21 protein-coding genes and 2 pseudogenes are annotated in these 23604 nt (G+C 69.8%); 7 read left to right on the top strand and 16 right to left on the bottom strand.

The window, feature by feature from the left end; translation table 11 throughout:
- Positions 1–155 precede the first annotated feature (155 nt).
- A complete protein-coding gene (locus tag ACFY9E_RS29455; protein ID WP_390989015.1) occupies positions 156–1394 on the top strand; it encodes an NlpC/P60 family protein in 1239 nt (412 codons plus the stop codon).
- A 235-nt stretch (positions 1395–1629) separates the two neighbouring features.
- Here ACFY9E_RS29455 and ACFY9E_RS29450 read toward each other — a convergent pair whose 3' ends face one another.
- Entirely contained in the window at positions 1630–2043 is a 414-nt protein-coding gene (locus ACFY9E_RS29450; RefSeq protein ID WP_390989013.1) for a hypothetical protein, read from the bottom strand.
- A 465-nt stretch (positions 2044–2508) separates the two neighbouring features.
- Complete coding sequence (locus ACFY9E_RS29445; protein WP_390989011.1) at positions 2509–3156, bottom strand: hypothetical protein; 648 nt, start codon at positions 3154–3156, stop codon at positions 2509–2511.
- 263 nt (positions 3157–3419) lie between these two features.
- On the opposite strand from ACFY9E_RS29445, the gene ACFY9E_RS29440 reads away from it, so the two are divergent.
- Entirely contained in the window at positions 3420–4175 is a 756-nt protein-coding gene (locus ACFY9E_RS29440; RefSeq protein ID WP_390989010.1) for a hypothetical protein, read from the top strand.
- A 515-nt stretch (positions 4176–4690) separates the two neighbouring features.
- Here the strand turns inward: ACFY9E_RS29440 and ACFY9E_RS29435 are convergent.
- A complete protein-coding gene (locus ACFY9E_RS29435) occupies positions 4691–6409 on the bottom strand; it encodes an acyl-CoA dehydrogenase family protein (protein ID WP_390989008.1) in 1719 nt (572 codons plus the stop codon).
- Positions 6410–6494: 85 nt separating this feature from the next.
- A complete protein-coding gene (locus ACFY9E_RS29430; RefSeq protein ID WP_390989006.1) occupies positions 6495–7061 on the bottom strand; it encodes a helix-turn-helix transcriptional regulator in 567 nt (188 codons plus the stop codon).
- Between the two features lie 212 nt (positions 7062–7273).
- Here ACFY9E_RS29430 and ACFY9E_RS29425 point away from each other — a divergent pair.
- Positions 7274–7627 (top strand): annotated as a pseudogene (locus ACFY9E_RS29425) (aldehyde dehydrogenase); the annotation flags it as partial.
- 126 nt (positions 7628–7753) lie between these two features.
- Here the strand turns inward: ACFY9E_RS29425 and ACFY9E_RS29420 are convergent.
- The 6 genes from ACFY9E_RS29420 to ACFY9E_RS29395 form a co-directional block, all read right to left on the bottom strand.
- Positions 7754–10027 (bottom strand): catalase, encoded by a 2274-nt coding sequence (locus ACFY9E_RS29420; protein ID WP_390989005.1) that lies wholly within the window; start codon positions 10025–10027, stop codon positions 7754–7756.
- 304 nt (positions 10028–10331) lie between these two features.
- The gene (locus ACFY9E_RS29415) at positions 10332–10847 is read right to left on the bottom strand and encodes a hypothetical protein (RefSeq protein ID WP_390989003.1); all 516 of its coding nucleotides are present in this window, start codon (positions 10845–10847) and stop codon (positions 10332–10334) included.
- Between the two features lie 15 nt (positions 10848–10862).
- Positions 10863–11123, bottom strand: a complete 261-nt coding sequence (locus ACFY9E_RS29410; RefSeq protein ID WP_390989001.1) for a hypothetical protein — start codon at positions 11121–11123, stop codon at positions 10863–10865.
- Positions 11124–11916: 793 nt separating this feature from the next.
- Positions 11917–12894, bottom strand: coding sequence for a CU044_5270 family protein (locus ACFY9E_RS29405; protein ID WP_390988999.1), 978 nt, complete (start codon positions 12892–12894; stop codon positions 11917–11919).
- Positions 12891–13487 carry a sigma-70 family RNA polymerase sigma factor gene (locus ACFY9E_RS29400; RefSeq protein ID WP_390988997.1) on the bottom strand — a complete coding sequence of 199 codons (597 nt, stop codon included), beginning with the start codon at positions 13485–13487 and terminating at the stop codon, positions 12891–12893. Before ACFY9E_RS29400 ends, ACFY9E_RS29405 begins: the two co-directional genes overlap by 4 nt.
- Before the next feature lie 131 nt (positions 13488–13618).
- The gene (locus ACFY9E_RS29395) at positions 13619–13771 is read right to left on the bottom strand and encodes a hypothetical protein (RefSeq protein WP_390988996.1); all 153 of its coding nucleotides are present in this window, start codon (positions 13769–13771) and stop codon (positions 13619–13621) included.
- A 197-nt stretch (positions 13772–13968) separates the two neighbouring features.
- Between ACFY9E_RS29395 and ACFY9E_RS29390 the strand changes: the two genes are divergently transcribed.
- Positions 13969–16140 (top strand): TerD family protein, encoded by a 2172-nt coding sequence (locus tag ACFY9E_RS29390; RefSeq protein ID WP_390988995.1) that lies wholly within the window; start codon positions 13969–13971, stop codon positions 16138–16140.
- 342 nt (positions 16141–16482) lie between these two features.
- Here ACFY9E_RS29390 and ACFY9E_RS29385 read toward each other — a convergent pair whose 3' ends face one another.
- From ACFY9E_RS29385 to ACFY9E_RS29370, 4 genes are all read right to left on the bottom strand, one after another.
- Positions 16483–16728 carry a DUF5133 domain-containing protein gene (locus ACFY9E_RS29385; protein WP_390988994.1) on the bottom strand — a complete coding sequence of 82 codons (246 nt, stop codon included), beginning with the start codon at positions 16726–16728 and terminating at the stop codon, positions 16483–16485.
- Between the two features lie 324 nt (positions 16729–17052).
- Positions 17053–18018 (bottom strand): trypsin-like serine protease, encoded by a 966-nt coding sequence (locus tag ACFY9E_RS29380; RefSeq protein WP_390988993.1) that lies wholly within the window; start codon positions 18016–18018, stop codon positions 17053–17055.
- A 241-nt stretch (positions 18019–18259) separates the two neighbouring features.
- Complete coding sequence (locus ACFY9E_RS29375) at positions 18260–19135, bottom strand: PaaX family transcriptional regulator C-terminal domain-containing protein (RefSeq protein ID WP_390988992.1); 876 nt, start codon at positions 19133–19135, stop codon at positions 18260–18262.
- Positions 19132–19776, bottom strand: a complete 645-nt coding sequence (locus ACFY9E_RS29370) for a GNAT family N-acetyltransferase (protein WP_390988990.1) — start codon at positions 19774–19776, stop codon at positions 19132–19134. The genes ACFY9E_RS29375 and ACFY9E_RS29370 overlap by 4 nt, the downstream gene beginning before the upstream one ends.
- A 114-nt stretch (positions 19777–19890) precedes the next feature.
- On the opposite strand from ACFY9E_RS29370, the gene ACFY9E_RS29365 reads away from it, so the two are divergent.
- A complete protein-coding gene (locus tag ACFY9E_RS29365; protein ID WP_390988989.1) occupies positions 19891–20952 on the top strand; it encodes a serine aminopeptidase domain-containing protein in 1062 nt (353 codons plus the stop codon).
- A 75-nt stretch (positions 20953–21027) separates the two neighbouring features.
- Here ACFY9E_RS29365 and ACFY9E_RS29360 read toward each other — a convergent pair whose 3' ends face one another.
- Positions 21028–21702, bottom strand: a complete 675-nt coding sequence (locus ACFY9E_RS29360; RefSeq protein WP_390988987.1) for a TetR/AcrR family transcriptional regulator C-terminal domain-containing protein — start codon at positions 21700–21702, stop codon at positions 21028–21030.
- A 104-nt stretch (positions 21703–21806) separates the two neighbouring features.
- Here ACFY9E_RS29360 and ACFY9E_RS29355 point away from each other — a divergent pair, with 104 nt between their 5' ends.
- Positions 21807–22829: a zinc-binding dehydrogenase gene (locus ACFY9E_RS29355; RefSeq protein WP_390988985.1), complete on the top strand. Its 1023-nt coding sequence runs from the start codon at positions 21807–21809 to the stop codon at positions 22827–22829.
- 69 nt (positions 22830–22898) lie between these two features.
- Positions 22899–23096: pseudogene (locus ACFY9E_RS29350) on the top strand (hypothetical protein); the annotation flags it as partial.
- On the opposite strand, the gene ACFY9E_RS29345 reads toward ACFY9E_RS29350, so the two are convergent.
- Positions 23089–23574: a hypothetical protein gene (locus ACFY9E_RS29345; RefSeq protein WP_390988984.1), complete on the bottom strand. Its 486-nt coding sequence runs from the start codon at positions 23572–23574 to the stop codon at positions 23089–23091. The pseudogene ACFY9E_RS29350 and the gene ACFY9E_RS29345 overlap by 8 nt on opposite strands.
- Positions 23575–23604: the final 30 nt, after the last annotated feature.

Below are 23604 nucleotides of genomic sequence, written 5' to 3'. Positions count from 1 at the left end.
GTGGCAGGTCCTGACAGATGTCAGGGCCCGGTGGGCGGCGCGAGTGCGTACGTTCGCGGGAGACCACCGAGACCAGGGGGAGTGCCGTGGGCAGAGTGCGAAGATCTTGGGGAACGGGGAGAGCGGGGCGGGGTGAGCGCCCATGGGGGCGCCGGGTGCGGCTGTTGCTGGCCGCGCTCGTGACGGTGGTGAGTCTCGGCCTGCCGGTCGCCTCGGCCGCTCCGGCGACCGCCGCCACGGGATGCGCGCCGTTGCAGGCCGGTGCGAGCCAGGCGGCGCAGGCGGCCGTCCAGGTCGCGTGCCGTTACGTCGGGCAGCAGTACGCCTGGGGTGGCGGTCACGCGCAGGGGATGCCCGGTCCCAGTCAAGGCATATACGACCGCTTCTACCCCGAAACCGCCGCGGACCCGACGTACTGGAGCTTCGACTGCATCGGCCTGGTGCGCTGGGCCTGGTACAAGGCGACCGGCCGGGACATCATCACCGAGCGCACGACGCAGGCGACCTTCGCGGCGCCGGGGTACGCGCACACGAAGCTGCTGAAGTCGCAAGGGTCGGCCGTGCTGCTGCCCGGCGACATCATGTACTTCGGCCGTGACGGCTTCGGGCCGACGCACGTCGCGCTCTACCTCGGCAATGGACTGATGGTCGAGGCACCGGAATCCGGCATGAAGATCCAGGTCAACTCCATCAGCGCCCGTTGGGACCGCTACCAGGGCGCGTTCCGCCCGCACGCCGACGCCGTGCCGATGGTCTGGTCCTTCGACGGCCGCGGTTCGTACCACAAGACATGGGGCCAGCCCAATCTGCGGCAGGACTCGAACACCGGAAGCCCCATCAACTTCACCAATGGCAACGGCATCTCCGTGCAGGTGCGGGTGCTGTGCCAGCGGGTGGGCGAGCGGGCCACGGTCGACGGCATGGTGAACAACGTCTGGTCGTTCCTGCCGGACTACCACAGCTGGATCAGCAATCTCTTCGTCCAGGGGCCGGCGTTGCTCAAGGACGTGCCGTCCTGCGGTGACTTCCCGGCGATCGGCGGAACTCTGGCCGGCGCGGAGAACAACACGTCCTGCGGCGACGGTACTCAGCCAGACTCCGCGGGTGCCTGGACGGCCAAGTCGACCACCGTCTTCGGCCGTACCGTGGAGCTCCGCTACAACGGCACCACCGAGTGCGCCTGGGGCCGCATCACCGGGGGCACCGTGGGCGACGAGATCTGGGTGGACCGCAGTGCCGACGGAGGGAAAACCTGGGACCCGATGCTGGGCTACACCACCGTCACCTCGGGCAACGACGCGTACACCACCCAGTGGAACGACTCCGGCCTCGTGATGCGCGCCTGTGGCACGAACGGCCGGGGCGGCAGCATCGAATGCACCGGCTGGTTCTGACCGACGGCGCTCAACGCGGTGAACGGTCCCGGCGTTGGCCTGGTGATCGCGCCAATGCCGTCCCTCCGTGCGAAAGCGCAAGCATGGCCCCGGGCGCACCTAGGTCATGAGTCTGGGCCCTGCTGGAGCGCCCGGCCCACCGGACAGGGTCGGGCGCTCCAGCAACTCTCCAGGCGTCACGGGCAAGCGTCTGACGCCTGGTGGCGCCGGCCTCCTGGACATGCGAGTCCACCCCTTACGGGCCCTCGGAGTCGGTGTCCCCGGCTCGCTCGGCGGCCGCCGCCTCCAGCAGCGACCAGCCGTCGACATCCACAGCCCGCTGCTCCCCCGGCTGCCACCCACGGGCCAGCGCTACGTCAAGCAGGGCCCGCACGGCGCCCGGCTCGTGAAGGTTCAACTCCGCGCCCCGGGTGAAGCCCACGTCCCCAGAGCCAAAGGGCGCCCCGCCCGGGACGTAGCGGCCGGGGCCGTCGGCGAAGACGATGCGCAGCGGGCCGCTGGTGCGGGCAGGCTGCGGGAACAGGGTGAGGATCTGGCGGCAGTCCACGGACCGGCCGTCTTCGTCTCTTCGGTGGCTGTGGCGCATCGTCCACAGGTAGACACGTCCGTCGGCGACCAGTCGGCGGGGCTTCCTTGAACGGCGAGGCACGCGGCCGAGGGTACGCGGCCTGATCCGCGGGTCACCCTCACAGGGACAGTGGCAGTGCCTGCCGCACCACCACCTGGCGCGCGAAGTGCAGCGTGGCCGGCGCCACCGGACCGGTTCGTCTGTGACCCCCTCATCAGGGACTCCCACCCTCGCGTGCCCGCCGGCTTGGCGGTGGTGCACCGCCCACGGCGGCCTGAACCGTCCAGACGGACGGCCCTCGTGCCGCCGGTCCCAGCCCCTTCTGCGGGGCTCTCCGCGCTGCATGCATCACCTCCGCACACTGGATGCCGGCGCGAGACGCACAAGCCCTCGCCGGCGTCACCACGGCCCCTTGTCCTGACGGCTGGACTGCTCGGTCGTTGCTCTGTTCATGGGTGCAGTGCTTGTCGATGCCCGACGGTGGGCGGGGGCAGCGCAGGTTCTTCTTCCAGCACCCGACATGCGGCTGAGAAGCATCGGGAACGCCTACCGCCGCCGGTTCCGGGGCATCAGGCCGGTGCGGCGGGCCAGTTCGTCCTCCGGTCCGATGCCACGGCGCTTGCCCGGCGTCGAGCGGACGACGTAGCGGAAGGGCAGCCCGCCCGGTTCGGCGACCATGCCGCCGAACCGGGTATCGCCGGCGAACCACACCCGGTCCGCCGGGCGGGGCCCCTGCGGACGGGGGCCGTCCCAGCCGTCGGCGGGGACGGGGAACGAGCAGTGGCTCTGGCCGTCCGGCTGGAGCAGCACCACCCGCCCGTCCGTACCCCAGCGGCGGCCTTGCACCCGCTCGCCCTCGGCGGCGACCACCCGGACGTCCTGTGTCCGCACAGGCCAGACCTGCCAGCCGTAGGTGGACATCACCAGCCGCTCCCGGCGTCGCGCCCGGCGCCACAGCAGCGTCAGGCCGGCCGTGAGCGCGATGACGGGGACCAGGCAGGCGGCGGTGACCAAGCCCGGGGCGGAGCCGGGGCCCGTCAGAGAGAGGACGGCCGCCAGCAGCAGCACTTCGGCGGTCAGTGCGAGGATGCCCCACCGGAGGCCGCGTTCACGCCGCCGCAGGACGTCCTCGACGCCCGGGGTGTCCACCGCCACTCCCGGCAGCACCTCGTAGCCGTACTCCGCAGCGATCATCACGCTTCCCCTCCCCGAATGGCCGTGGCGCGGCGGTTCACCGGCCGTCGGCAAGGCCTTGGGCGGCGGCTCGCGGGTCTCCACCGCGACCAGAGCCTACTGGCCGCGTCCGCGGCCACGGCCCGCGCGCCGGAACGAACCAGAGGGGACGCGGACGGCGGTGATCCTCCGGCAACTCCGGATGGCGGAGGCCCGGTGGCGGGGCGTCGCCGAAGGGCGGACGGTGTTCGGGACACGCCGTCGGAGCCCGGAGGCGCACGCCCATGCCGTCCCACGAGGGAATCCTCAGCTCGATCTTCTGCCAGTCGCCCCGTTCGAATCACAACATCCCCGGGGTGCCGGAACTCGATGTCGTCACCCTGCGGTGGAACGGCCAGACCGTCGCACAGCGGGACATGGAAACGGGACAGACCTGGTCCCTGGACATCACACGGCCCCTGCCGGCCCCGGCCACGGTCGAGGTGGTGGTCCGGCCGAACGAGGAAGGCAGCGTCGAGGACGTCATCGGATCGGTGCAGCTGAGCGCGGCCGACGTCGGCACGGGCATTTCCGCCACCGACTTCCACGAGGTCCGTTTCGACGAGGCCGGGGCCCAGTACGAGCTGACCTACAAGGTCCGGCAGATCGACGACGTACCCGACCCCGCCCCGGCCCCCGCGCCGGCTGACGGGGTCCTCAGCTGGATCTTCTGCGAGTCACCGCGCTCGAACCACAACATCCCCGGCGTTCCGGAGCTCGACGTCGTGACGCTGCGGTGGAACGGCGAACAGGTCGCCCGGCGGGAGATGGAGCAGGGGGAGACCTGGTCCCTGGACGTCACGCGGCCCCTGCCCGGACCGGCGACGGTCGAGGTGGTGGTGCGACCCAACGAGGACGGGAGCGTCGAGGACGTCATCGGCTCGGTGCAACTGGACACGTCACTCGCGGGGGCCGGCTTCCAGGTGGCCCGTTTCGACGACGCCGGTGCGCGTTACGAACTGACCTATCGGGTGAACCCGCGCACCCCCGGCGGCGGTTAGTACCGCAACGGCCCTTGAAGGGGGTTACAGAAGGCCGTGAACCAGACGACGCCGTTGTTCGGCTGGGGTTGAGGGCCGAGCGGGTGTGGGTGGAGACGTTCACTGCGCTGCCGGTCGATCCGTTCAGTCGGCTGCTGAGAGCGCGCCCCGTGCCGCGCTACGGCTCCGCACACCAGGTGATGGCCCTCGAGCGCGAGGGCTGCTGCCCGCACCGCGACCACACTCCCCCGCGCGTGCGCCGCAACATCACAGCCACGAGCCCCACCCCTCCACAGACCGGGTGCGCGGCACCGGCCACCCCGCTCCATCCCGGACGCACATGCACCACGGGGCCAGCCGCCACGCGTACGTCCCGCAGCCGGCCTCGTCCCTCCCTTCCGGTGAGGAGGGGGCGAGGCACGGCACCACGTGCCCGTGGCCCTCCGCGTGACAGGCACGCAGAGGGCCACGGCACGAGTCTCACCGCCTCCAGGGGCCCTGACCGTCACATGTCGACGAGCCCACTGAACGGGTTGTCACGGCGCCATCTCGTACGACCCGGACAGTGCCTCCACACGCTCCCAGACACGCTCCGAACGCGCTGCGTCGACGACGGGACGCCGGACGGCACCGAGCGCCCAGCGCTGCTGATCCTCAGTGGCGGAGTCCTTGCCCTGCAGTTCGACGGCGAAGGCGGAGAAGTCGCGGACGAGGACGGAGAACAGCTCGTCGAGCACATCCTCGTCAAGGTCCGTCAGGCGGGCCTGCTCCAGGATCAGCTGGCCGTGCACCACAAGCGCGAACAACTGGCCGACGGCGAGCAGGAGATCGAGGTCGCGGCTCTGCTCCTCGTCGGGGGCCGCCGTGGTGACGAACTCGCACAGGGCGTCGGCCTGCTCCCGGAAGCGGGCGACGTTCGGCACGCCGGCGTATGCGTCGTAGGCGGGACGCCAGTCGTGGAAACGCACGGAGCCGAGCCCACGGGCCGGGCCCTGCTCGAAGAGGAACGTGTCGTCAGCGGCGTCGAGGCGGGTCGGCACGGGCTCGAACTCGGCCGGGTGCAGGAGGTGGTTGCGCATGAACTTGAGGATCAGCGCGAGGTTGACGTGCACCGTGCCCTCGAGCTTGGGCAGCCCACGGATCTCGACGGCGGCCTGTGCGAAGTAGGTGTCCTTCTCGAAGCCCTTGGCGGCGATCACGTCCCACATCAGGTCGATGACCTTCTCGCCCTCCGTGGTCACCTTCATCTTCGTCATCGGGTTGAAGAGCAGGTAGCGGCGGTCCTCCGGCGAGGCGGAACGGAAGTAGTCGACGGCCCGGTCGCTGAACAACTTCATGCCGACGAGGCGGACGTACGCGTCGGCCAACTCCCGACGCACGTGCGGGAAGGCGGTGACGGGACGGCCGTACAGGATGCGGTTGTGCGCGTGGGTGATCGCCTCGTACATCGCGTGCTCGCAGATGCCGATCGAGGCGGTGCAGAGGTTGAACTTGCCTACGTTGACGGTGTTGAGGGCGGCGTCGAAGGCGGCGCGGCCCGTGTGCAGGATGTCGTCCGGGCCCACCGGGTAGTCCTCGAGTCGGAACTCGCTGACGTACTTCGATGAGTCGACGACGTTCTTCACGAGGTGATAGGCCGGGTGGCGGCTGTCGGCGGCGAAGAAGACGTAGCCGTCCGGGCCCTCGATGTCGGTGCGTCGGCCGAAGACCGAGACGAGCCCGGCGGCATTGCCGTTGCCGATGTAGTACTTGGAGCCCGTCGCCCTGAAGCCGCCGTCGCCGTCCGGCGTCAGCAGCATGTCGGTGGAGTAGATGTCCGCGCCATGGGTCTTCTCGGAGAGACCGAAGGCGAACACCTCGCCCTGGGCGAGGAGGTCCGCCGCGCGGGCGCGAACCGCGGTGTTGTCGCTCTGCCAGACCGGGCCGAGACCGAGGATGGTCACCTGCCATGCGTACCAGTAGTCGAGACCGTAGAACCCGAAGATCTCGTTGAGGGCGGCGATCCGGGCCGTGTCCCAGCGCTGGTCCTTGCCGCTGGCGACGGACGCCGGGGTGAGGAAGGTGGCGAACAACCCTTCCTTGGCCGCGAACGCGAGGAAGTCGGCCAGCCAGGCGCGGGAACGGTAGTCCTCGATGAGCCTGCGCTTGCCGCGGTCCTCGAACCAGTCGACGGTGGCACGGAGCAACCTGCGGGTCTCGGGGTCGAACTGCGCCGGGTCGTACGTGCGCGGGTTGAAGAGGAGGGGGTCGGCCATGAAGAACCGCCTTCCAGGGGTTGAGGGTTGAGGACTAAGGGCTAGGGCTGAAGGTCGCGTAACGCGAGCGGCGGGGGCCGGCAGGTCAGGCATGCCGGTGTGAGGTGCCGATCCGTCGGAGAGTGGCGAGCACGTCGTCGAGCCAGGCGATGGTCATCCGCTCGTACGCGATGCCGCCCCGCAGCACGACATGCTGCAGTTCCTGACCCGCGTCGAGCGGGGTGTGAGCCGCCGGACCGGTGAAGTCGCGCAGCTCCCCGGCCAGATAGTGCGCGAGCCGGTCGCTGTGCACCTGGCGGTGCCGTTCGACCTCACGGATCAGCACGGTGGGATCGTCGAAGGCCGCACCGCGGATCTTCACGGCGAGTTCGTGCCGGATGCTTTCGGGCTGGATCGGTTCGTGCAGCCACTGAGAGAGGGCGGCGCGGCCGGGAGCCACCACGGAGTACTCCCTCTTGTCCGGTCGGCTCTGCTGCGGCAACTCGCGGACGGCCAGCAGGCCCTCGCTCTCCATGCGCTTGAGAACGCGGTAGATCTGCTGGTGCGTGGCAGTCCAGAAGTACCCGATGGACCGCTCGAACCGCCGGGCCAGCTCATAGCCGGAGCCCGGCTTCTCCAGCAGGGAGACGAGGATCGCGTGCTCGAGCGCCATACCGTGATCCTCATATGCAACTCGTTGCATAGCCAAGAGGCGCTGCCCAGGTGAGACACGGCTCACGTGGGGCGGCGGTGGACGTCGCGTTCACCGAGCCGGGTGGATCCGCATTCCCTGACCGCATCGCCCGCAGGCCCGGGCGCCCGCCGCCACACCGAGGGAGCCTCTCTTCGCCCTGAGCACAGCCCGACCTGCGGCATGCCGATCCGATCGGCTCGGCCAGGTTCACGGGCGACATCGGCGTGGTGGGCGTGTTCCGTCCCCGGAACCCCGGCAGCGAGGAGGCCCAGGGGGAGCTGGAGGCGCTGGGCAAGGCCCCGATCGACTTCGGCATGATGTGGTTCAAGGGCCAGCGCATGGGCCCGGGGCAGGCGCCGGTGAAGAAGGACAACCGGGCGCTGCGGGATCTGATCGCCGGCGAGAAGGCGAGGCCGAGCTTGGTCGTCTCGCACGCACTCGGCCTGGACGAGGCCCCCGCCGCCTACGAGCACTTCGACGCCCGTGGCGAGGGCTGGACCAAGGTCGTCCTGCATCCCAGCGGACGCGGGAACGGCCACAAGCGGGTTTCCGCGCGTCCAGCCCGGCGCATGGCGCTGCATGCGCGCAAGCCACCGGAGCAGTTCTGTGCGGGGCGGGACGGGACGGGGACGGCCCGAGCGGTGACCGTCCCCTTTCCTATCCCCGCCGCATCAGGCGGTCGTGCCGAACCGCTCCCACGCACGGTGCTTGGACATCAGCTCCTGCAACTGCTCCAGTACGGAGGTGCCGTTCTGTCCGACCACGACGCCCGGCGCGTCGGTGGGAATCCCGACCGCCTCGAGCGCTGCGTCCCCGCCCGCCCAGGCGCCGATCGCCTTGCCGTGGCGGAACGCCTCCGACAGCAGCAGGTTCACCCTCGGGTCGACGGCTCCCGGCGGACCGGTGGGCAGGGCCTTGGCGTCGCGGGAGCCGTAGGCGTCGCTGCCGGCGGCGGGTGCCGCGGCCACCAGCAGGGCGTCGAACTCGATGGACCGGGCGGTCACGAAGGTCCGCTGGACGGTGACCGCGTCGTCGCCCGTGCCGAGCTTGCCGCCGGTGGGGGCGATGACCAGCGGCACCATGCCCGCGCCGAGTACCGCGTCGCGCACCGCGCGCACGCCGTCGAGATCCCCGTCCGGGCCGGTGACGATGCCGATGAGGCGGCCGTCGGTGGGCCAGGACTGCCCGACCTGGGACAGCGCCGGGCTCGGCTCGACGTCAGCCGGCGCCACAGTGGGCTCGGGTGCCGGCAGGCCGAGGCCCTCGGCGACCCGGGCGGCCAGCTCGGCGTCGATGTTGGCCAGCACCTGCAGCGCCCGTTCCTTTACGGCCTGCTCGTAGCACTTGCCGAGCTCGAAGGTGTAGGCGCCGATGATGTGCTCGCGCTCCACCGCGCTCATGCTGAGCCAGAAACGGCGCGGCTGGCTGAAGTGATCGGAGAACGACTCGGGCGCCTCACGGACCTTCGTCGCCTCCGGCACCCGTACCGGTGTCTCGATGTACGCCCCGGTGTCCGCTCCCGCCAGGAACGGGCAGCCCCCGTCGAGCGAGTTGGGCCGGTACGGAGCGACGCCCCGATGCACGGCGTCCTGGTGGAAGCCGTCCCGCAGCATGTCGTTGACCGGCGAGTGCGGCCGGTTGATGGGAATCTGCGGGAAGTTCGGGCCTGCCAGCCGGGTGATCTGGGTGTCCAGGTACGAGAACAGTCGCCCCGCGAGCAGCGGGTCGTCGGTGATGTCGATGCCGGGCACGAGGTGACCGACGTGGAAGGCGACCTGCTCGGTCTCGGCGAAGTAGTTCGACGGGTTGCGGTTGAGGGTGAGCAGCCCGATCGGCTGTACGGGGGCGAGCTCTTCGGGAACGAGGTTGGTCGCGTCGAGCAGGTCGATGCCCTCGAAGGTCTGCTCCGGGGTGTCCGGGAAGGTCTGGATGCCCAGCTCCCACTCCGGGTAGGCACCTGCTTCGATGGCGTCGGCGAGGTCGCGGCGGTGGAAGTCGGGGTCGACGCCACCTGCGATCTGTGCCTCCTCCCACACCAGGGAGTGCACACCGAGTTTCGGTTTCCAGTGGAACTTCACCAGTGTCGTGGAACCGTCGGCGGCCACGAGGCGGAAAGTGTGGACGCCGAAGCCTTCCATCATCCGGTACGAGCGCGGGATGCCCCGGTCGGACATGTTCCACAGGGTGTGGTGGGTGGCTTCGGTGTGCAGGGTGACGAAGTCCCAGAAGGTGTCGTGCGCACTCTGCGCCTGCGGGATCTCCCGGTCCGGGTGCGGCTTGCCGGCGTGAATGATGTCCGGGAACTTGATGGCGTCCTGGATGAAGAAGACCGGCATGTTGTTGCCGACCAGGTCGAAGACGCCCTCTTCGGTGTAGAACTTCGTCGCGAACCCGCGCGTGTCCCGCACCGTGTCGGCGGAGCCCCTGGATCCCAGCACGGTCGAGAAGCGCACGAACACCGGCGTCTCCGCGCCCTCGGCCAGGAACGCCGCCTTCGTCACGGACGCCGCGGTGCCGTAGCTCTTGAAGACGCCGTGCGCCGCCGCGCCGCGGGCGTGCACGACCCGCTCGGGGATGCGCTCGTGGTCGAAGTGCATGACCTTCTCGCGCAGGTGATGGTCCTGCAACAGCACCGGCCCGCGCGGGCCGGCCTTGAGCGAGTGGTCGGTGTCGTACAGCCGTGTCCCCTGCGCGTCTGTCAGGTAGGCGCCCGACTGGGCCATACGGGCCTGGGCCGCACCGGTCGCCTGTCCTGTGGGCGACATCGTGTCCGGCCCGCTCTGGTCCGGCTTCGGCGGCAGGGGCTCGCGCGGCTCCACCGGCTCCGCGACACTCGGGGACTGTGGGGCCGGCTTCCCGGGGATTCCCTCCTCCGGTCCAGCTCCGCCCTGGATGGCTTCGGTCACCTTGTCCGCCGCCCGCCTGATGGGATTGGGCCCACTCATCTCTATCGTCCTCTGCTTCAGACCGGCCAAGGCCGGTGCGGCCACATCGGTAGGGGTGCTCCGAGATCCGGCGCCGGGTACCCGGCTGCACCAGACGAATCCCTGCATATGGCTTTCGGGCACGGTTGCCATCAAGCTCTCACGACGCCGCTCCCTCGGCACCCGGCAGGCGTCAGGGGTGTGAGGGCACCGTGCCGTGGTCGGGCCCGCATGGTCGTCAGATGTGTTGCGGGCTGCTTCCCCCGATGAGGCGCGGCGATGCCTGCGCCCGTCCTGCCAGAGCCATGCACATCGGGTGTAAGGATCAGTTATGCGTCTGAAGTATCTCGCGCATGGTGTGCAGGCGTCGGTGCTGGAGGTTGCCGTACAGAACGAGCCAGGTCAGGAAGGCTCCGGCCACCACGGCCATGCCGAGGGTCTGGCGCAGGCCCGCGGTGAGGGCCATGAGGATCACGAGGGTGGACCACATGACGGCGAGGACGATCTGGGCCGCGATACGGTGGCGGGTGCGGTGCAGACGTTGATCGACCAGGTCGCGCATGGCCTGCCGCGTCTGCGGATCGCTGGGTGCCTCACCCCGGCGCAACATCCCGTCCAGCGACACGAGGTCGTCCGCTGAGCCACCGGCGGCGCGCTTCTCCTTCCTCCGCACGACCAGCAGAACGACGGCGCTGCCGAGGGATGCGACGGCCATGCGGGGCACGACCGAGACGAGCGAGCGCCCCGGGAACAACAGCCAGACCACGGCGCTGGCGACAAGGACAGACAGGAGGTATTGGAGCCACAGGTGTTTGCCGAGATAGGAGTTGACGTGCTCCATGAGCTACCCCCTTGCCTAGGTCCGGGCCCGGCGGCGGGCGACCACGACCCGCATGGCCAGGGCGACGGCCAGCAGCACCCAGGCTCCGACGCAGTAGCTCCACGCCGTCACCCCGCGCACGACGCCCACGGAGGCCCAGACCGCCCACAGGGCGACGAGGACCCACAGCGCGGTCCAGGCGATGTCAGCGATCCGACTGGGCAACTGGGCGCGTTGTCTGGTGCCGGGTTCGAGCTTTCCGAGCTCTGATTGCTGCGGCGCGTTCCGTCGGGTCATCGATGTTCCTCCGGGGTGCGAGAGTGCGTCTCTGGGACATTTCGGCTTCCCCCGGGGTGATGCGACATGCCGCCACATGAGAGGCCTTATACGGAAGATGAGGCTCCGTAGCGTGCTCGTGGTTCTGCTCGGTGGGACCTGAGCAAGGGCGGGTGGTTCCGGTGCACCGCCTCTGACGGCAGCAGTCCTTCGGCGCGGTGGATCGACAAGGTGTCCGGTGACCGTGCCCGGCCTCTCGACGAACCCGCTGATCTTCCCTGACGAGGAGATGCGCCGCCGGTTCGCCATCGCGCGGAACATCAATGCGTACGAGCGTGTGGAGCTCAGCAAGCGGTGGAACCGGATCGCGGGATTGCAAGGGCGGCCTCGGGCGGGACCGGGTGCGGTGCGGTTGTCGTCGTCGACACAGCATGCTCGCCATGACCGGCCCGTTCCTCGCGCAGTCGGGATCACGCGGAGACGGACACGCCGGAAGCCGAGGGTGCGACACGGGACGGCGCCCCGGATGGGTGCCGCGTCACGGACGAGACCCGGCCATGACGGCGGACAGCTGGTCGTCGGGGCGAGCCCGACCGGCCTCGCGCTGGTACGGCAGGCCCATGACCACAGGGCGCAGAGCCCGGATCGTCGAGCGGCGGCCCGAGCCTTCACGGCCCTGCGCCGCCTGGTCTCGGAGTCCTGGCGCGGGCGTAAAGCGCCCACGGAAGTCCCAGGCCTCGGACGCGGTGACCCAGAGCAGCCGGTACGACGACGAGGGGCGCCCGGTGTCACACCGGGCGCCCCTCGCGGGTGCTCAGGGGCGGGCGCCGGGCTTGTTGACGACGCCCCAGGCGGCGCGGGCGCTGACCATCTCCCTGTCGTCCCGGGTCTGCCCGAGGTAGGCGTAGCTCTCGGGATCGAAGAAGATCTCCTGCTTGCCCTGCCAGCCCGAGGGTGTCTTCTCGGCGTAGGTCACGCTCACGCCGATCGCCGCGCGGCCGAGCGGGTCCTTCACGCCGGTCGTCACCCGGGCGCCGGGGATCTTCGCCAGAGCCCGGAACAGGCCCGCCTGGACGTTCGGCGGGATCAGCACCGACCGGTACAGGACGTCGATCTCCCGCCAGTCGCGCTGTGCGCGCGTCTCCCCCTTGATGGAGTCGATGGCGTGCTCCTCGCGGATGCGCTTCATCATGCGGTCGGCATCGCTCGGCAGGGTGGCCAGGAAGCGGTAGAACTGCCGCTGGGAGCGGTCGTCGTAGCCCTCCTTCTTCCATTTGGCCTCCTGGTTGGGGCCGTACCAGACCTGGAGCTCGTCCGGGTCGAAGTCCGAGATGTCACCGGCCGGGGGGATGCCGGGCAGATTGGCGTGTCCGGTGCCGTCCCAGCGGGTCCACTCCTCGCTGCTTTGCGGCTTGCCCTGGACGAACACGGTGCTCTTCTCGTACACCCACTGCTTCGGGCCGGGCTCGGTGCCGTCGTGCTTCTCGACGGTCGCGGCGGCCAGTTCGAGGGCGTCGGCGGAGGCGCCTGCCGACAGCACCTGGGGGCCCCTCCCCGCGGAGGCGCGGGTGCTGTCCTCGGGCAGGGTGGTGACGATCCCGGCGGTCACGGCGAGGGCCCCCGCGGTGGCGGCACCGACCAGGATCATCCGGCGCCTGGGAAGGGCGGCGCGCTCAGGGCGGGTCTCCTGCCGGAACGCCGCGGTGAGCCGGGCCCGCGGCGCGGCGAGCCGGTCGGCGTCGGGAAGGGGGGCGTCGGCGCGCAGGCCGCGGAATTCGGAGAGCTCGTTCATGCGGGGTCGCCTTCGTGTATGCGAGCTTCGATCAGGGAGCCGTCGGCCGCGCCGGTTGCGGTGCGCAGCTTCCTACGGGCGCGGTTGAGTCGGGAGCGGACGGTGCCGATGGGAATGCCGAGGGCTTCGGCGATCTCCTGGTAGCCGAAGTCGGCCCAGGCGTAGAGCAGCAGGACGTGCCGGTCGCCCGCGGAGAGATGAGCCAGCGCCCCGGCCAGTGGGCGGGCGGCGGCCTCGGCGACGAGGCGGTCGTCGGCGGAGTCGGTCCAGCTGTCGGCGACCGGGTCGTGACCGGTGCGGGCGAGCAGCTTCAGCGCCTGGACCTCCTCCCGGCGGTGCCGGCCGATCTGCTTGGCGGCGATGCCGTACAGCCAGGGCCGGACGCCGGCGCGTGCCGGGTCGAACCGGGCACGTATCCGAAAGGCCGTCAGAAACGTCTCGGCGGTGACGTCGTCGGCCGCGTCCCGTCCGAGCCGTCGGGCGACGTACTGGTGGATCGCCGGGGCGTGACGGTCGAAGAGCGCCGCGAAACGCTCGGGTTCCTCGAGTGAGGCCGCGATGAGCTCGGCGTCGCCGCCGGCCGGGTCGGTCATGGACAGTCCGTCCGTCGGTGGGGTCGGTGGGTGTCAGGATGGTGGTGGGTGTTCACACCCTGTACTTGCCGAGTCGCGGCGAACGGGTTCACGCCGCCGCCTCAGGCGCCGTACGGCTGGAGCGGCCTCCCTCAGCGCAGCCAGAACCTCTCCCACCGCGGCCCCTTGCGCCCGGCCGCCACGATGTGCCTGACCGGGCGGTGGCCTCCGGCGACCAGGTCGCGCTGGAGGTCAGAGGGTCCGGCCCACTGGCCTCCGGCTTCGGCCACCTGCCCGCCGGCCATGTCATACGCACGCACATCGCGGCCCTTCCTCGAATTCCGGGACGGCAAGATCGTCGCTGAGCGCAACTACGACTGCTACGAGCCCTTCGCCTGACGCCGGCCGGCCGACGAACCCTCCGGACGAACAGCCCGGAGGAAGCAGGGTGCGTCCAGGAAACCCCGCGCGTCGGTTCGCACAGATCTGCGATCATCCCCGAATGGCGCACGGTCTGGAATCACTGGTCATCCGACACACCCATCGCATCCCCTCCCCCAAGGGCTCCGCCGGAGAAGGCGCCACCGCCGCGCGGCAGTTCGACGCGACGCTGGCCTCCGTCGGCTTCAAGCTCTCGGCGGAGGCGCTGGAACGGCTGTCCGGGCTGTCGGAGGCCGCCGTCGTCCACACCGCCAAGCGGACGCTGCGTACCGTGAGCGAGATGGTCGGCGACCACGTGCGGCACAACTCGTACTTCATCGACTTCCCGGCGAACGTGCCGGACACCGAAGAGTTCTGGATGCGGTGTGTGACCAAGGCGCTCGCCGACGACGCGTCGCGCGGGAACGTACTGACGCAGCTGGCGCACGGAGTGCTGGACCTGCTCAGCCTGCCCACGTACGGCCGTTACCAGCACACCTACGAGGAGATGCTCGCAGCGCAGGACGAGCTGATCGCCTCGGCGGGCGACCGGGTGACCGTCCTGCACCTCGGGCGCGACCTGGACGACGAGCTCACCGACCTGTACCTGGCCCTCGCGGGCAGTACGACGCCACTGGGCGATGACCACCTGGGCGATCTCAAGGTCCTCGCGGAGCGGTGCGCACTCGGACCCCAGCCGGAGTCGATCCCGGTCAGGGAGAACCGCGCGATCGTCAACGAGGCACGTCTTGCCGTCGGCGCGGACCTCATGCTCGACACCGTCGTCGATGTGCTGCGGCTGGCCTGCGCGCTTTCGGGCGGCGACGTGACGCTGCAGGAACCGACCCGGTTCCGGGGCCTCCCCCGATCGGTGCGCCGCAAGCTGCTCGCGGGCCTGGATGCCTTGGTCGCGGCGAACCCCGCCAAGCTGGCCGACGTACACGCCTACCGCGAGCCGTTCAAGCGACTCGGAGAGCGCCTTCACCCGCACGAATACCCGCAGTGGCCGAGCGCGGCCGACGTGTTCGCCGTGGCCCGGGGCGAGAAGGAGGCGCGGTCCTTCGACAGCCGCTTCGAGAAGCTGCTCGACGCGTCCGACGTCCTAGGTGCCGTGCAGTTGCTGAAGTCCGCTCCCGGCAAGTTGTTCCGCGCGCTGGACCTTCTGCTGCGTATTGCCGCCGACCAGGAGGAGCGCGACGCGGTGGTGGCCGCCGCGGTGGAGATGGCTCCCGAGGTCTCCGGCCGGGTCGTGCTGTCCGTCCGCGAACACTTCCAGAACCGGGAGCGGGCGAGCGACCGGCCCCGGATCTTCGTCAACCGCCGAGGCCGCGGCTGGGTCGCTCCCGACGCCCGGCCGCCGGTACCCGCCGCCGACCGCGACCGCCTGATCACCGCCCTCGACGCCGAGATGCGCCGCAGGCTCCCGGCACCGGGCCGGCTGCTGCTCGACCCCGATGTCCTCGACGTGGCGCTCCCGCTCAGCGGCAGGGCGACCGCGGCCGGGCTCGGTGTACTGCCGCGCGGTTCGATCTCGGCGGTCGACGGCGAGCATCTGCGCTTCTTCGTGTACTGGAAGCAGACCGAGAAGCGAACCGACTACGATCTCTCGGCCCTGCTTCTCCACACCGACTACAGCACCGATTCCTGGCTCTCCTACACCTCCCTCAAGGCTGTCGGGGGCAAGCACTCGGGCGATGTCACCGAGGCGCCCGACGGGGCCTCGGAATTCATCGACCTCTCCCTTGACCGGGTGCGCAGCACCTTCATCGTTCCGCAGGTCAACATCTACGCCGGCGAGGGCTTCGAGGAAACCGAGGAGTCGTTCTTCGGTTTCATGGTGCGCGACGGCGAGCAGAAGGGCCGGCCGTTCGAGCCGCGCACGGTGCGGATGAAATCGGAGCTGCGCGGGGTGGGCCGAGTGGCGCTGCCACTGGTGTTCCGGCGCGAGGACGACGGCCGGTGGCGCGCGAAGTGGCTGCACCTGTACCTGAGGGGCATCTCGTCGGCCAACCGGGTGGAGGAGAACCAGATGTCGGTGTCCAAGGTGGTGCGTGCCCTCGTGGAACACGAGTACCTGACGGTGCGTTACCTGGTCGACCTGATGTCCGACGGCGCCACGGCCGTCGAGCTGTGGGACGAGGAGACTGTCCTGGACGAGCCGGTCACGTACATCGGGCTCGCACGCCCCGAGAGGCTCCCCGCGGGCTCCCGGGTCGTCACCCTCGAAAACCTGCGCGACCTGATCCCGGGCTGAGTGCTAGCGTTACCGTCGGCGAGGCCATGAAGGGACTTCCTTCTCACTCCTTTCCTGAAACAAGTTCCTTCGCTTTCCTCGCCCTCTATGTCGCTCCGGCGGCGCCCGTACTCACCACGCGGGCGCCGCCGAGCCGCTTGCGGGACTGCCTTGCCGCGAGCCCGCGCACGATCAGCGCACCCCGGTGCACGACGAAGGCCCCGTGCACCGGGGTGCTTCGTGCCGTGCGAGGTCGTGGGCCGGGCCGGTTGCCCGACGTCACTACGAGCCGGTCATGGCGGTGAGTACGACCTTGGCCGGCGACCGCGTGCCGACGTGAGGGAGCAGACCCGGTTGCCCGCCCTACGCAGCCAGCGTCTCGTCCTTCTGGGTGACGCTCTCACGGCCCACCGCGTACTGCTCAAGCAACGCATCGGCCGCCAGCAGAGCCTGCTCGGCGGTGCGCGATCCGGTCATGACGCACAGCGTGTACGTGGAGTCTTCGAGTGCCCGGCTGGTGCGCCCGGTGGGGCGCACGTCGTGCTCGATGCGTGCCTGGGCGAACCGGGCCAGCACCGCGCGCAGTTGCTTCTCCGCCGGAAGAATCATGGTGATACCTCTCCCCTCACAACCCATCCACCGACGGGCACTGGAACCCCATCTGACGCCGCGCATCTCCATCGCAGCGTCAAGCAGAAACCAAGTGCCCCTCACAAGGAGGTGTAAGCCACCGCGTTCACAGAGCTTCGGCCCGCTCCGCACTGGTGACACAGCCGTGGCATCACACTCTGCCGAGCAGCCGACATCACGTTGGGCGGAAGACCATGGATCACCGGGGTGGAGCGCGGCGCCGGCCAGGATCTCGACGTCCCGCAGCTCCCCGGTGCGCAGCCGCTGGCGAGGGTGGCCGCCCTGGCGTTGCGGCGGATTCGCTCAGGCGGCGTGGCGGGCCGTTCGACGGCGTACTGCGAGGGCGGTGCCGCCACCGACGGCGAGCAGCGCGGCGGCCATGACTGCGATCCCTGCGGTGTTGTCGTTCGCACCGGTCTCGGCGAGGTCGGAGCCGTCGGCCACACCCGCCGTTGCGCTGTTGGTTTTCATGGTCTTGTCGATCCAGCCCCTGTAGGCGGGCGCACTCGTGTAGAGGCCGGGGCCCTGCGAGCACGGCACCTTCGGGGCGCCGGGCCCCGAAGTGACGCCGATCAACTCCCAGCGGCCGTCCCGTCCCTTTTGGACCTGCGGTCCCCCTGAGTCCCCGAAGCACGCCATCGCCCTGGGCACGGTGGAGATCGTGCACAGCCGGGTCCGGTCCGCGTAGCCGGGTGCGCACTCCGATGCGGCGCCCCTGCGGGTGCTCAGCTCCTGCAGCCGGTCCGGGAACGTGAACTCGGTGTCAACGGTGGTGCCGAAGCCCAGAAGCCGGGTCTGAGTGCCAGGCGGTGCTGCCTGCTCGGCAATCCTGACGGGTTGCCGGGTGACCGGGTGATCCAGTCGTATCAACGCGATGTCGTTCTTGTTGGCAGCCTTGTTCTCTCCGTTCGTATAGCCGGGATGGACGAAGGTCCGGTCGATCTTCCGGACGGTGCCGCCGGACTTGCGGTGGTCACTGCCGACCCGCACGATGCCGGCCAGCTTGAGACCCTCACCCTTGACGCAATGAGCCGCCGTCAGCACCCACTGCGGATCGATCAGCGATGCCCCGCAGTTCCCGTCGTGCAGACCCTGGTCCGGGGCCGACGCCGGTATGACCGCCATGAACGGGTAGCTCTCGGTGGAGTCCGCTCCGTTGACGATGGCTCCGGCGCTGCCGACCATGACGGTGGCGCAGGCCACGGCTGCGAGAGCGCCGACTGCGGCGGCACGGGTGGTAGGGCGGCGCGGCGGCTGGAAGCTGAACACAGAGGGTTCCCTTTTGCTCGGTGGATCCGTATGCATGCAGCCTCGTTGCCCGAAGCCTGCCTCACCATCCGGGCAACGGGTCGGTCGAGGGTGGGGACACCCCCCTGTTCTGCGACTTCGATGCCCCGACTGTCGTGGGCGCTGACGGCCGGGACTCCGTCCGCGACGCGAGGTCGTGCGCACCCTGCGGGCCGGCAGCCATCTCGTCCGGCAGGCATGAGCGGCGCGGTCTGTCGCGTCCTCAGCGCGTGGCCCGGTCCGCCGCTTCTCGGGTGATGTCGGCGTAATGACGGAAGAGGGTCGGCCTGGCTTCGCCGTGGTCACGTTCGGACAGCGCCGCCCAGCACCGGGCGACGAGCTCCCGAGCCTGGCTACCGGGCCAGGACGGGGGCAGCAGCTGAGGCGGCAGCAGCGGGTCGGGCTCCATGGCGCGGGTGAGTTCGGCCGCCAGCTCGACAGCGATGGTGAGCAGGGCGGACGGGGAGGGCTCGGCGGAGCCGGTGAGCCGGTCGAGGCGGGGTCGAGCGATGCGGCTGAGGCGGTGGTAACGGTCGGCGATCTCCTGCAGGGGCCACAGGCGGCGAACGAGTTCGGCAGGATCCTGGGTGTCGCCCCTGCGTAGATCCGTCGTGCTGAGGAGGGTGAGCGCACTGTGGGCGCCAAGGCGGTGCGCCGCTTCTTCGACGTACGGCTCCCAAGCGTTGGCGCAGACGTACAGTCCGCCCTGGAGCGGGGCGCCACCGAGGTGGACGAGCGTCTCGCGCAGGGCGTCCCGGGCCGTGCGCGCCGATTCGGGCACGGCGAAGGCGGCCAGGTGCCAGACGCCGTCCCAGGGGGCGAGCCCGGCATCCTGACGGAAGGCGAGCCGCAGAAAGTCCGCGTTGGGGGCCAGGGCCTGTGTCGTGTCGTCCGTGGCGTGCAGCACTGCTTTACGACCGCGGCCTTGGGAGGTGAACCGGCTCTCGGCCACGAGGCGTTTGACGCACAGTCGTACCTGCTGGTCACTCATGCCGAGGGTGGCGGCGACGGTGTACAGGTCGTTCGCGCTGACCGTGCCGTCCTCCCGGATCAGCGCGTGGACGAGCATGCGGGTGGGAATCTCGACGTGGTCGGTCACGGCGCGCACAGTCCTCTCGGCTCGTCCGCCTCGACAGGGCGGTGCATGGTGGTCACCGCGCCGAACCCCAGCGGTCCGCGGAGGCAGGGCGTGTGCTCGGTCCGCACGGCCGTGAAACCGCGCCGCTCGTACAGGGCCCTGGCGCGCGGATTCGTGTCGATCACGTCCAGTCTGATCTCCCTGCAGTGCTGCTCGGCCGCGACGGCTGTCACTTCCTCGATGAGCAGGCTTCCGATACCGCGGCCGCGCGCGTCCGGGTCGACGGCGATGCCGTCCATGACGAGCTGCCCGGGGGCCGGCCGGCGTTCGAACAGGGCGAGGAGCAGGAGTCGATACAGCCCTCCCAGGTATCCGTACGTGCGCAGCACGGCCAAGGCCGACCCCCCGGTGAGCGCCCGCCCGTCGAGTTGGTAGCCGGCGAGGCCGACGAGCTGCCCTCCGGAGATCGCACAGACCGCACGGTCGGCGTTCAGATGGGCGGCGATGAAGGCCACCGCCTTGCCCGGCGGGTTCAGCGCGGGACCGAGTTTTCGGCCGAAGGCGTCCCAGTACAGCTCGGCCGCCCGCCACTCGGATCCCACCGGAACACCTCGCTGGACGATCACGGGCCCGATCCCGGGGTCTGCCTCCTCCAGTCCCATGCCGCCCCTCCCCTCGCCTCGGAAACCGGCATCCAATCTATCAGACTCACTACGATCGTTCTCACAATGATAGTTTGAGATCCCTGCGCACACCCGAACAGAGGCGGCCGTCCCATGTGTCCGAAGACCCAGCCCCGACGGCGCGGGCTCCGCATCACCGTGTGGTCACTCGTCACCGTCCTGGTCCTGACGGCTGGGCTCGCCGGTGTGGTGCTGTGGCAGAACTCCTACGACTTCGACGAGCAGCGGGTCACGATCCGCCATGGCGGCCACACCCTCACCGGCGTACTGGCTACCCCCAAGGACCGCCGCAAGTCCTACGGCCTGGTCGTCTACGTCCACGGCGACGGCCCCATCGACGCCACCCACGACGACGGGTACAAGCCCCTGTGGGAAGCGAACGCCAAGGCCGGCTACGCCTCTTTGTCATGGGACAAGCCCGGCGTCGCAGGCGCACCTGGCAACTGGCTGGACCAGTCCATGGACGACCGGGCCGACGAAGCAGCCGCCGCAATCGCCTGGGCGCGTGCCCGCCCGGACATCGACGCCGACCGCATCGGGCTCTGGGGCGCCAGTCAGGCGGGCTGGGTCCTGCCGAAGATCGCGGCCAAGACCCCGGTGAGTTTCGTCATCGCCGTCTCCCCCGCAATCAACTGGCTCCGGCAGGGCCGCCACAATCTCCTCGCCGAACTACGCGCCGACGGCGCGTCGGCAGCCCGCACCAAGGCCGCGATCGCCAAGAGCGATACCACCCGCCGACTGCTCGCGCGGCACGCGACCTTCGAGGAGTACGTGAAGGCGACGCGCGGTGACACGGACGGCATGACCGCCGACCGCTGGGGCTTCATCTCCAAGAACTACACCGCGGACGCCACGCAAGATCTGCGCGCCCTGCGCGGCATACCGGTGCTGCTGACCCTCGCGGGCCATGACATCAACGTGGACACCGCCGACACGGAGCGCGTCTACCGCGAAATGCTGGACCCCGGCAGGGCATTGACGGTCGAACGCTACCCTCACGGGTCCCATTCGATGCTCAAACAGTCCGTCGAGCAGTCGGACGTCAAGACCACGCTCACCGCACTCTTCTCCCCCCGCTCGCTCTTCGTGAACGGATTCCTGGAAGACCAGCGACAGTTCCTGAAGGACCTCGGCCGCGGCGGCAACGGTTCTTGAGCGTGCCGTTTCCGGCAGCGGCTCACCACTTCGACACGACGACGAACCGGATGCGGCCGGTACACCGCCCGCCCGTCAACTCGACGCTTGCTGGAGGCCGTCGAGGATGAGGTCCAGCCCGAACTCGAACTCGTCGCCGAAGGCGTACCCCGGCCGCATGACGTGTGTGGTCGCCATCTCGGTCAGATGGGGGTACTCACCATCGCCGAAACCGCTCATGATGGAATCCGCCAGTTCGGCGGTCTCCTGCGGAGAGTCGAAGGGCAAGGCCTTCTCCTGCAGGGCGAACCCGTAGATGTAGCTGTCGAGAACCGACACGGCGTGGGCAGTCAGCGCGAGGGAGAAACCGCTCTCGCGCAGGCAGCCGAGAACGGCGTCATGGTGACGCAGGGTGGCTGGGCCGGGAGTGGACCGCGACTCCATCAGCCCGATGGCCCAGCGGTGGCGGGACAGCACGAGACGCATGGAAACGGCCCGCTGCCGCATGGCCTGTCGCCATCCGTCACCCGGCGCGGGCAGCTCGACCTCGGCGAACACCAGGTCGACCATGCCGTCGATCAGGTCCTCCTTGTTGGCCACGTGGTTGTACAAGGACATTGCCTCGACTCCGACGGCCTCACCGAGCTTGCGCATGCTGAGCGTCTCCAGGCCGCCGGCGTCGGCGAGTTCGACTGCGGCATGCAGCACCCGCTGCCGGGTGAGCGTCTCGCGGGTCGCCTGCCGACCGGTACGTCGGGTCACGGTGGACATCACTTCCTCTCGGTCTCCCAGCATTGACAAGCTTACGCCGTAAGTGCTGCACTTACGGCGTAAGTATGCGACCGACACGAGTGGGAGCAGGAACCATGCGGAACATGAGTGAGCGGATCGCGACCGCCGACGAGACCACGACGATGGCGGCAGTCGTACAGGAGCGTTACGGCGCCGAGCCGGAAGCCGTGCTGCGCACGGGGCGGCTCGCTCGGCCCGGCATCGAGCCGACCGAGGTGCTGGTACGTGTGCGCGCCTCCAGTGTGGACCGGGGCACCTGGCACATGATGGCCGGCCTGCCGTACGCGGTCCGGCCTGTGAGCGGCCTGCGCAGGCCGCGGCTCCCCAATCCCGGCCGCAACATCGCCGGTGTCGTCGAAGCGGTCGGCGCCGAAGTGACCGGCTTCGCGCCCGGCGATGACGTCTACGGCACGGCAGTGGCCGCGTTCGCCGAGTACGCCGCCACCCGTCCCGACAGAATCGCCGCCAAGCCGCCAGGACTCACCTTCGAGGAGGCGGCGACGGTGCCCGTCAGCGCGCTCACCGCACTCCAGGCAGTGCGCGACAGGGCCAAGATCCAAGAAGGCCAGCGGGTCCTGATCACGGGAGCCGCCGGCGGTGTGGGCACCTTCGCCGTCCAACTCGCCCACGCCTTCGGCGCCCGGGTCACCGCCGTCGCAAGCACCCCCAAACTCGACGCCGTACGAGCCCTGGGCGCCGACCACGTGATCGACTACACGCGCGAGGACTTCCTTGCCGCCCCGCGACGCTACGACGCCATCATCGACATAGCGGGCCGGCGTGGTCTGCGGGATCTGCGCCGGGCCCTCACGCCCCGCGGCAGGCTGGTGATCACCGGTGGTGAAACGGAGGGCCGCTGGCTCGGCGGCACCGACCGGCAGCTGCGCGCACACATGCTGTCCCCGTTCACCGGACAGCACCTGGGCACCTTCATCTCCTCCGAGCACGCCGATGGGCTGCGCGACCTGACCGTTCTCATCGACGCGGGCACGCTCACGCCTGTAGTGCACCGTGTCTTCCCGCTCGCCGAGACTGCCGCAGCCGTCCGGCACCTTCTCGACGGCCGCACCACCGGCAAGGTGGCGCTCGCCCTGCCCGCGGAGTAACGGCGCAGGCCCCATGCGTGTGCGGTTGCGCGACCTCAGCCGATCATGGAGGTGTGGCCTGGCCGAACCTCCGACATTCTGACCGCGATGCCGGGCGTCGGCGTCAGGCCTGGAGCCAGGATCTTGGTCAAGGTCGGCGACGGCAGCACCTTCCCTGCCGCCGACCACCTGCCGCTGTGCCTCGCCAGGTGCCGGGCCGACATCCTGTTCGCGATGCGGCGCGATGGAACCCTCAACGCACCTCGGCTGTCGGTCCCCGTCACGTGACCGGCGGGTCCGTGTGTACGACGACCCGATCGGCCTCGACATCGAAGCCGAGTACCGGATGGCCATAGTCGCCTTCGGGGTCCATCAGCACCGGCTTGCCCAACCGCCGCCCGATCTCGCGAAGAAAGCCGCAGAACACATCAAGTCGCTCCTGACCCTGCAACTCCCGCAGATCCACGTCGAAGTCGACTTCATCCTCGGCACGGAAACGGAAGATCACCAACACATCGGCAGCCGGCCAGACCCGCAGATCCCTGCACTCGGTATCCGCCGGGTAGGACAGCACGGCCTCTGCCCGGGGCACCGGAAGCACCCTCTCCCCCTCGGAGTACTGGCACTTCCAGCCCTTCTCCGCGACGAGATCGAGGAGCTCCTGCCAGTCGTCCACCGAGGTACTCGGAACACGCACGTCGGGCAACGACCCCATCAAGTCAGGGTCGAACAAGCAGCTCACGTCATCCCACAGCAGATCAGCCACAGCGCCATGCTGCACGGCGCACGAAGCCAG

Origin of the sequence: Streptomyces sp. NPDC012466 (genome assembly GCF_042955215.1) — a bacterium.
In the GTDB taxonomy this organism is placed as follows: domain Bacteria; phylum Actinomycetota; class Actinomycetes; order Streptomycetales; family Streptomycetaceae; genus Streptomyces.
Note: the sequence above shows the minus strand (reverse complement) of the source record. Positions and strands in the feature narration are given on the sequence as shown.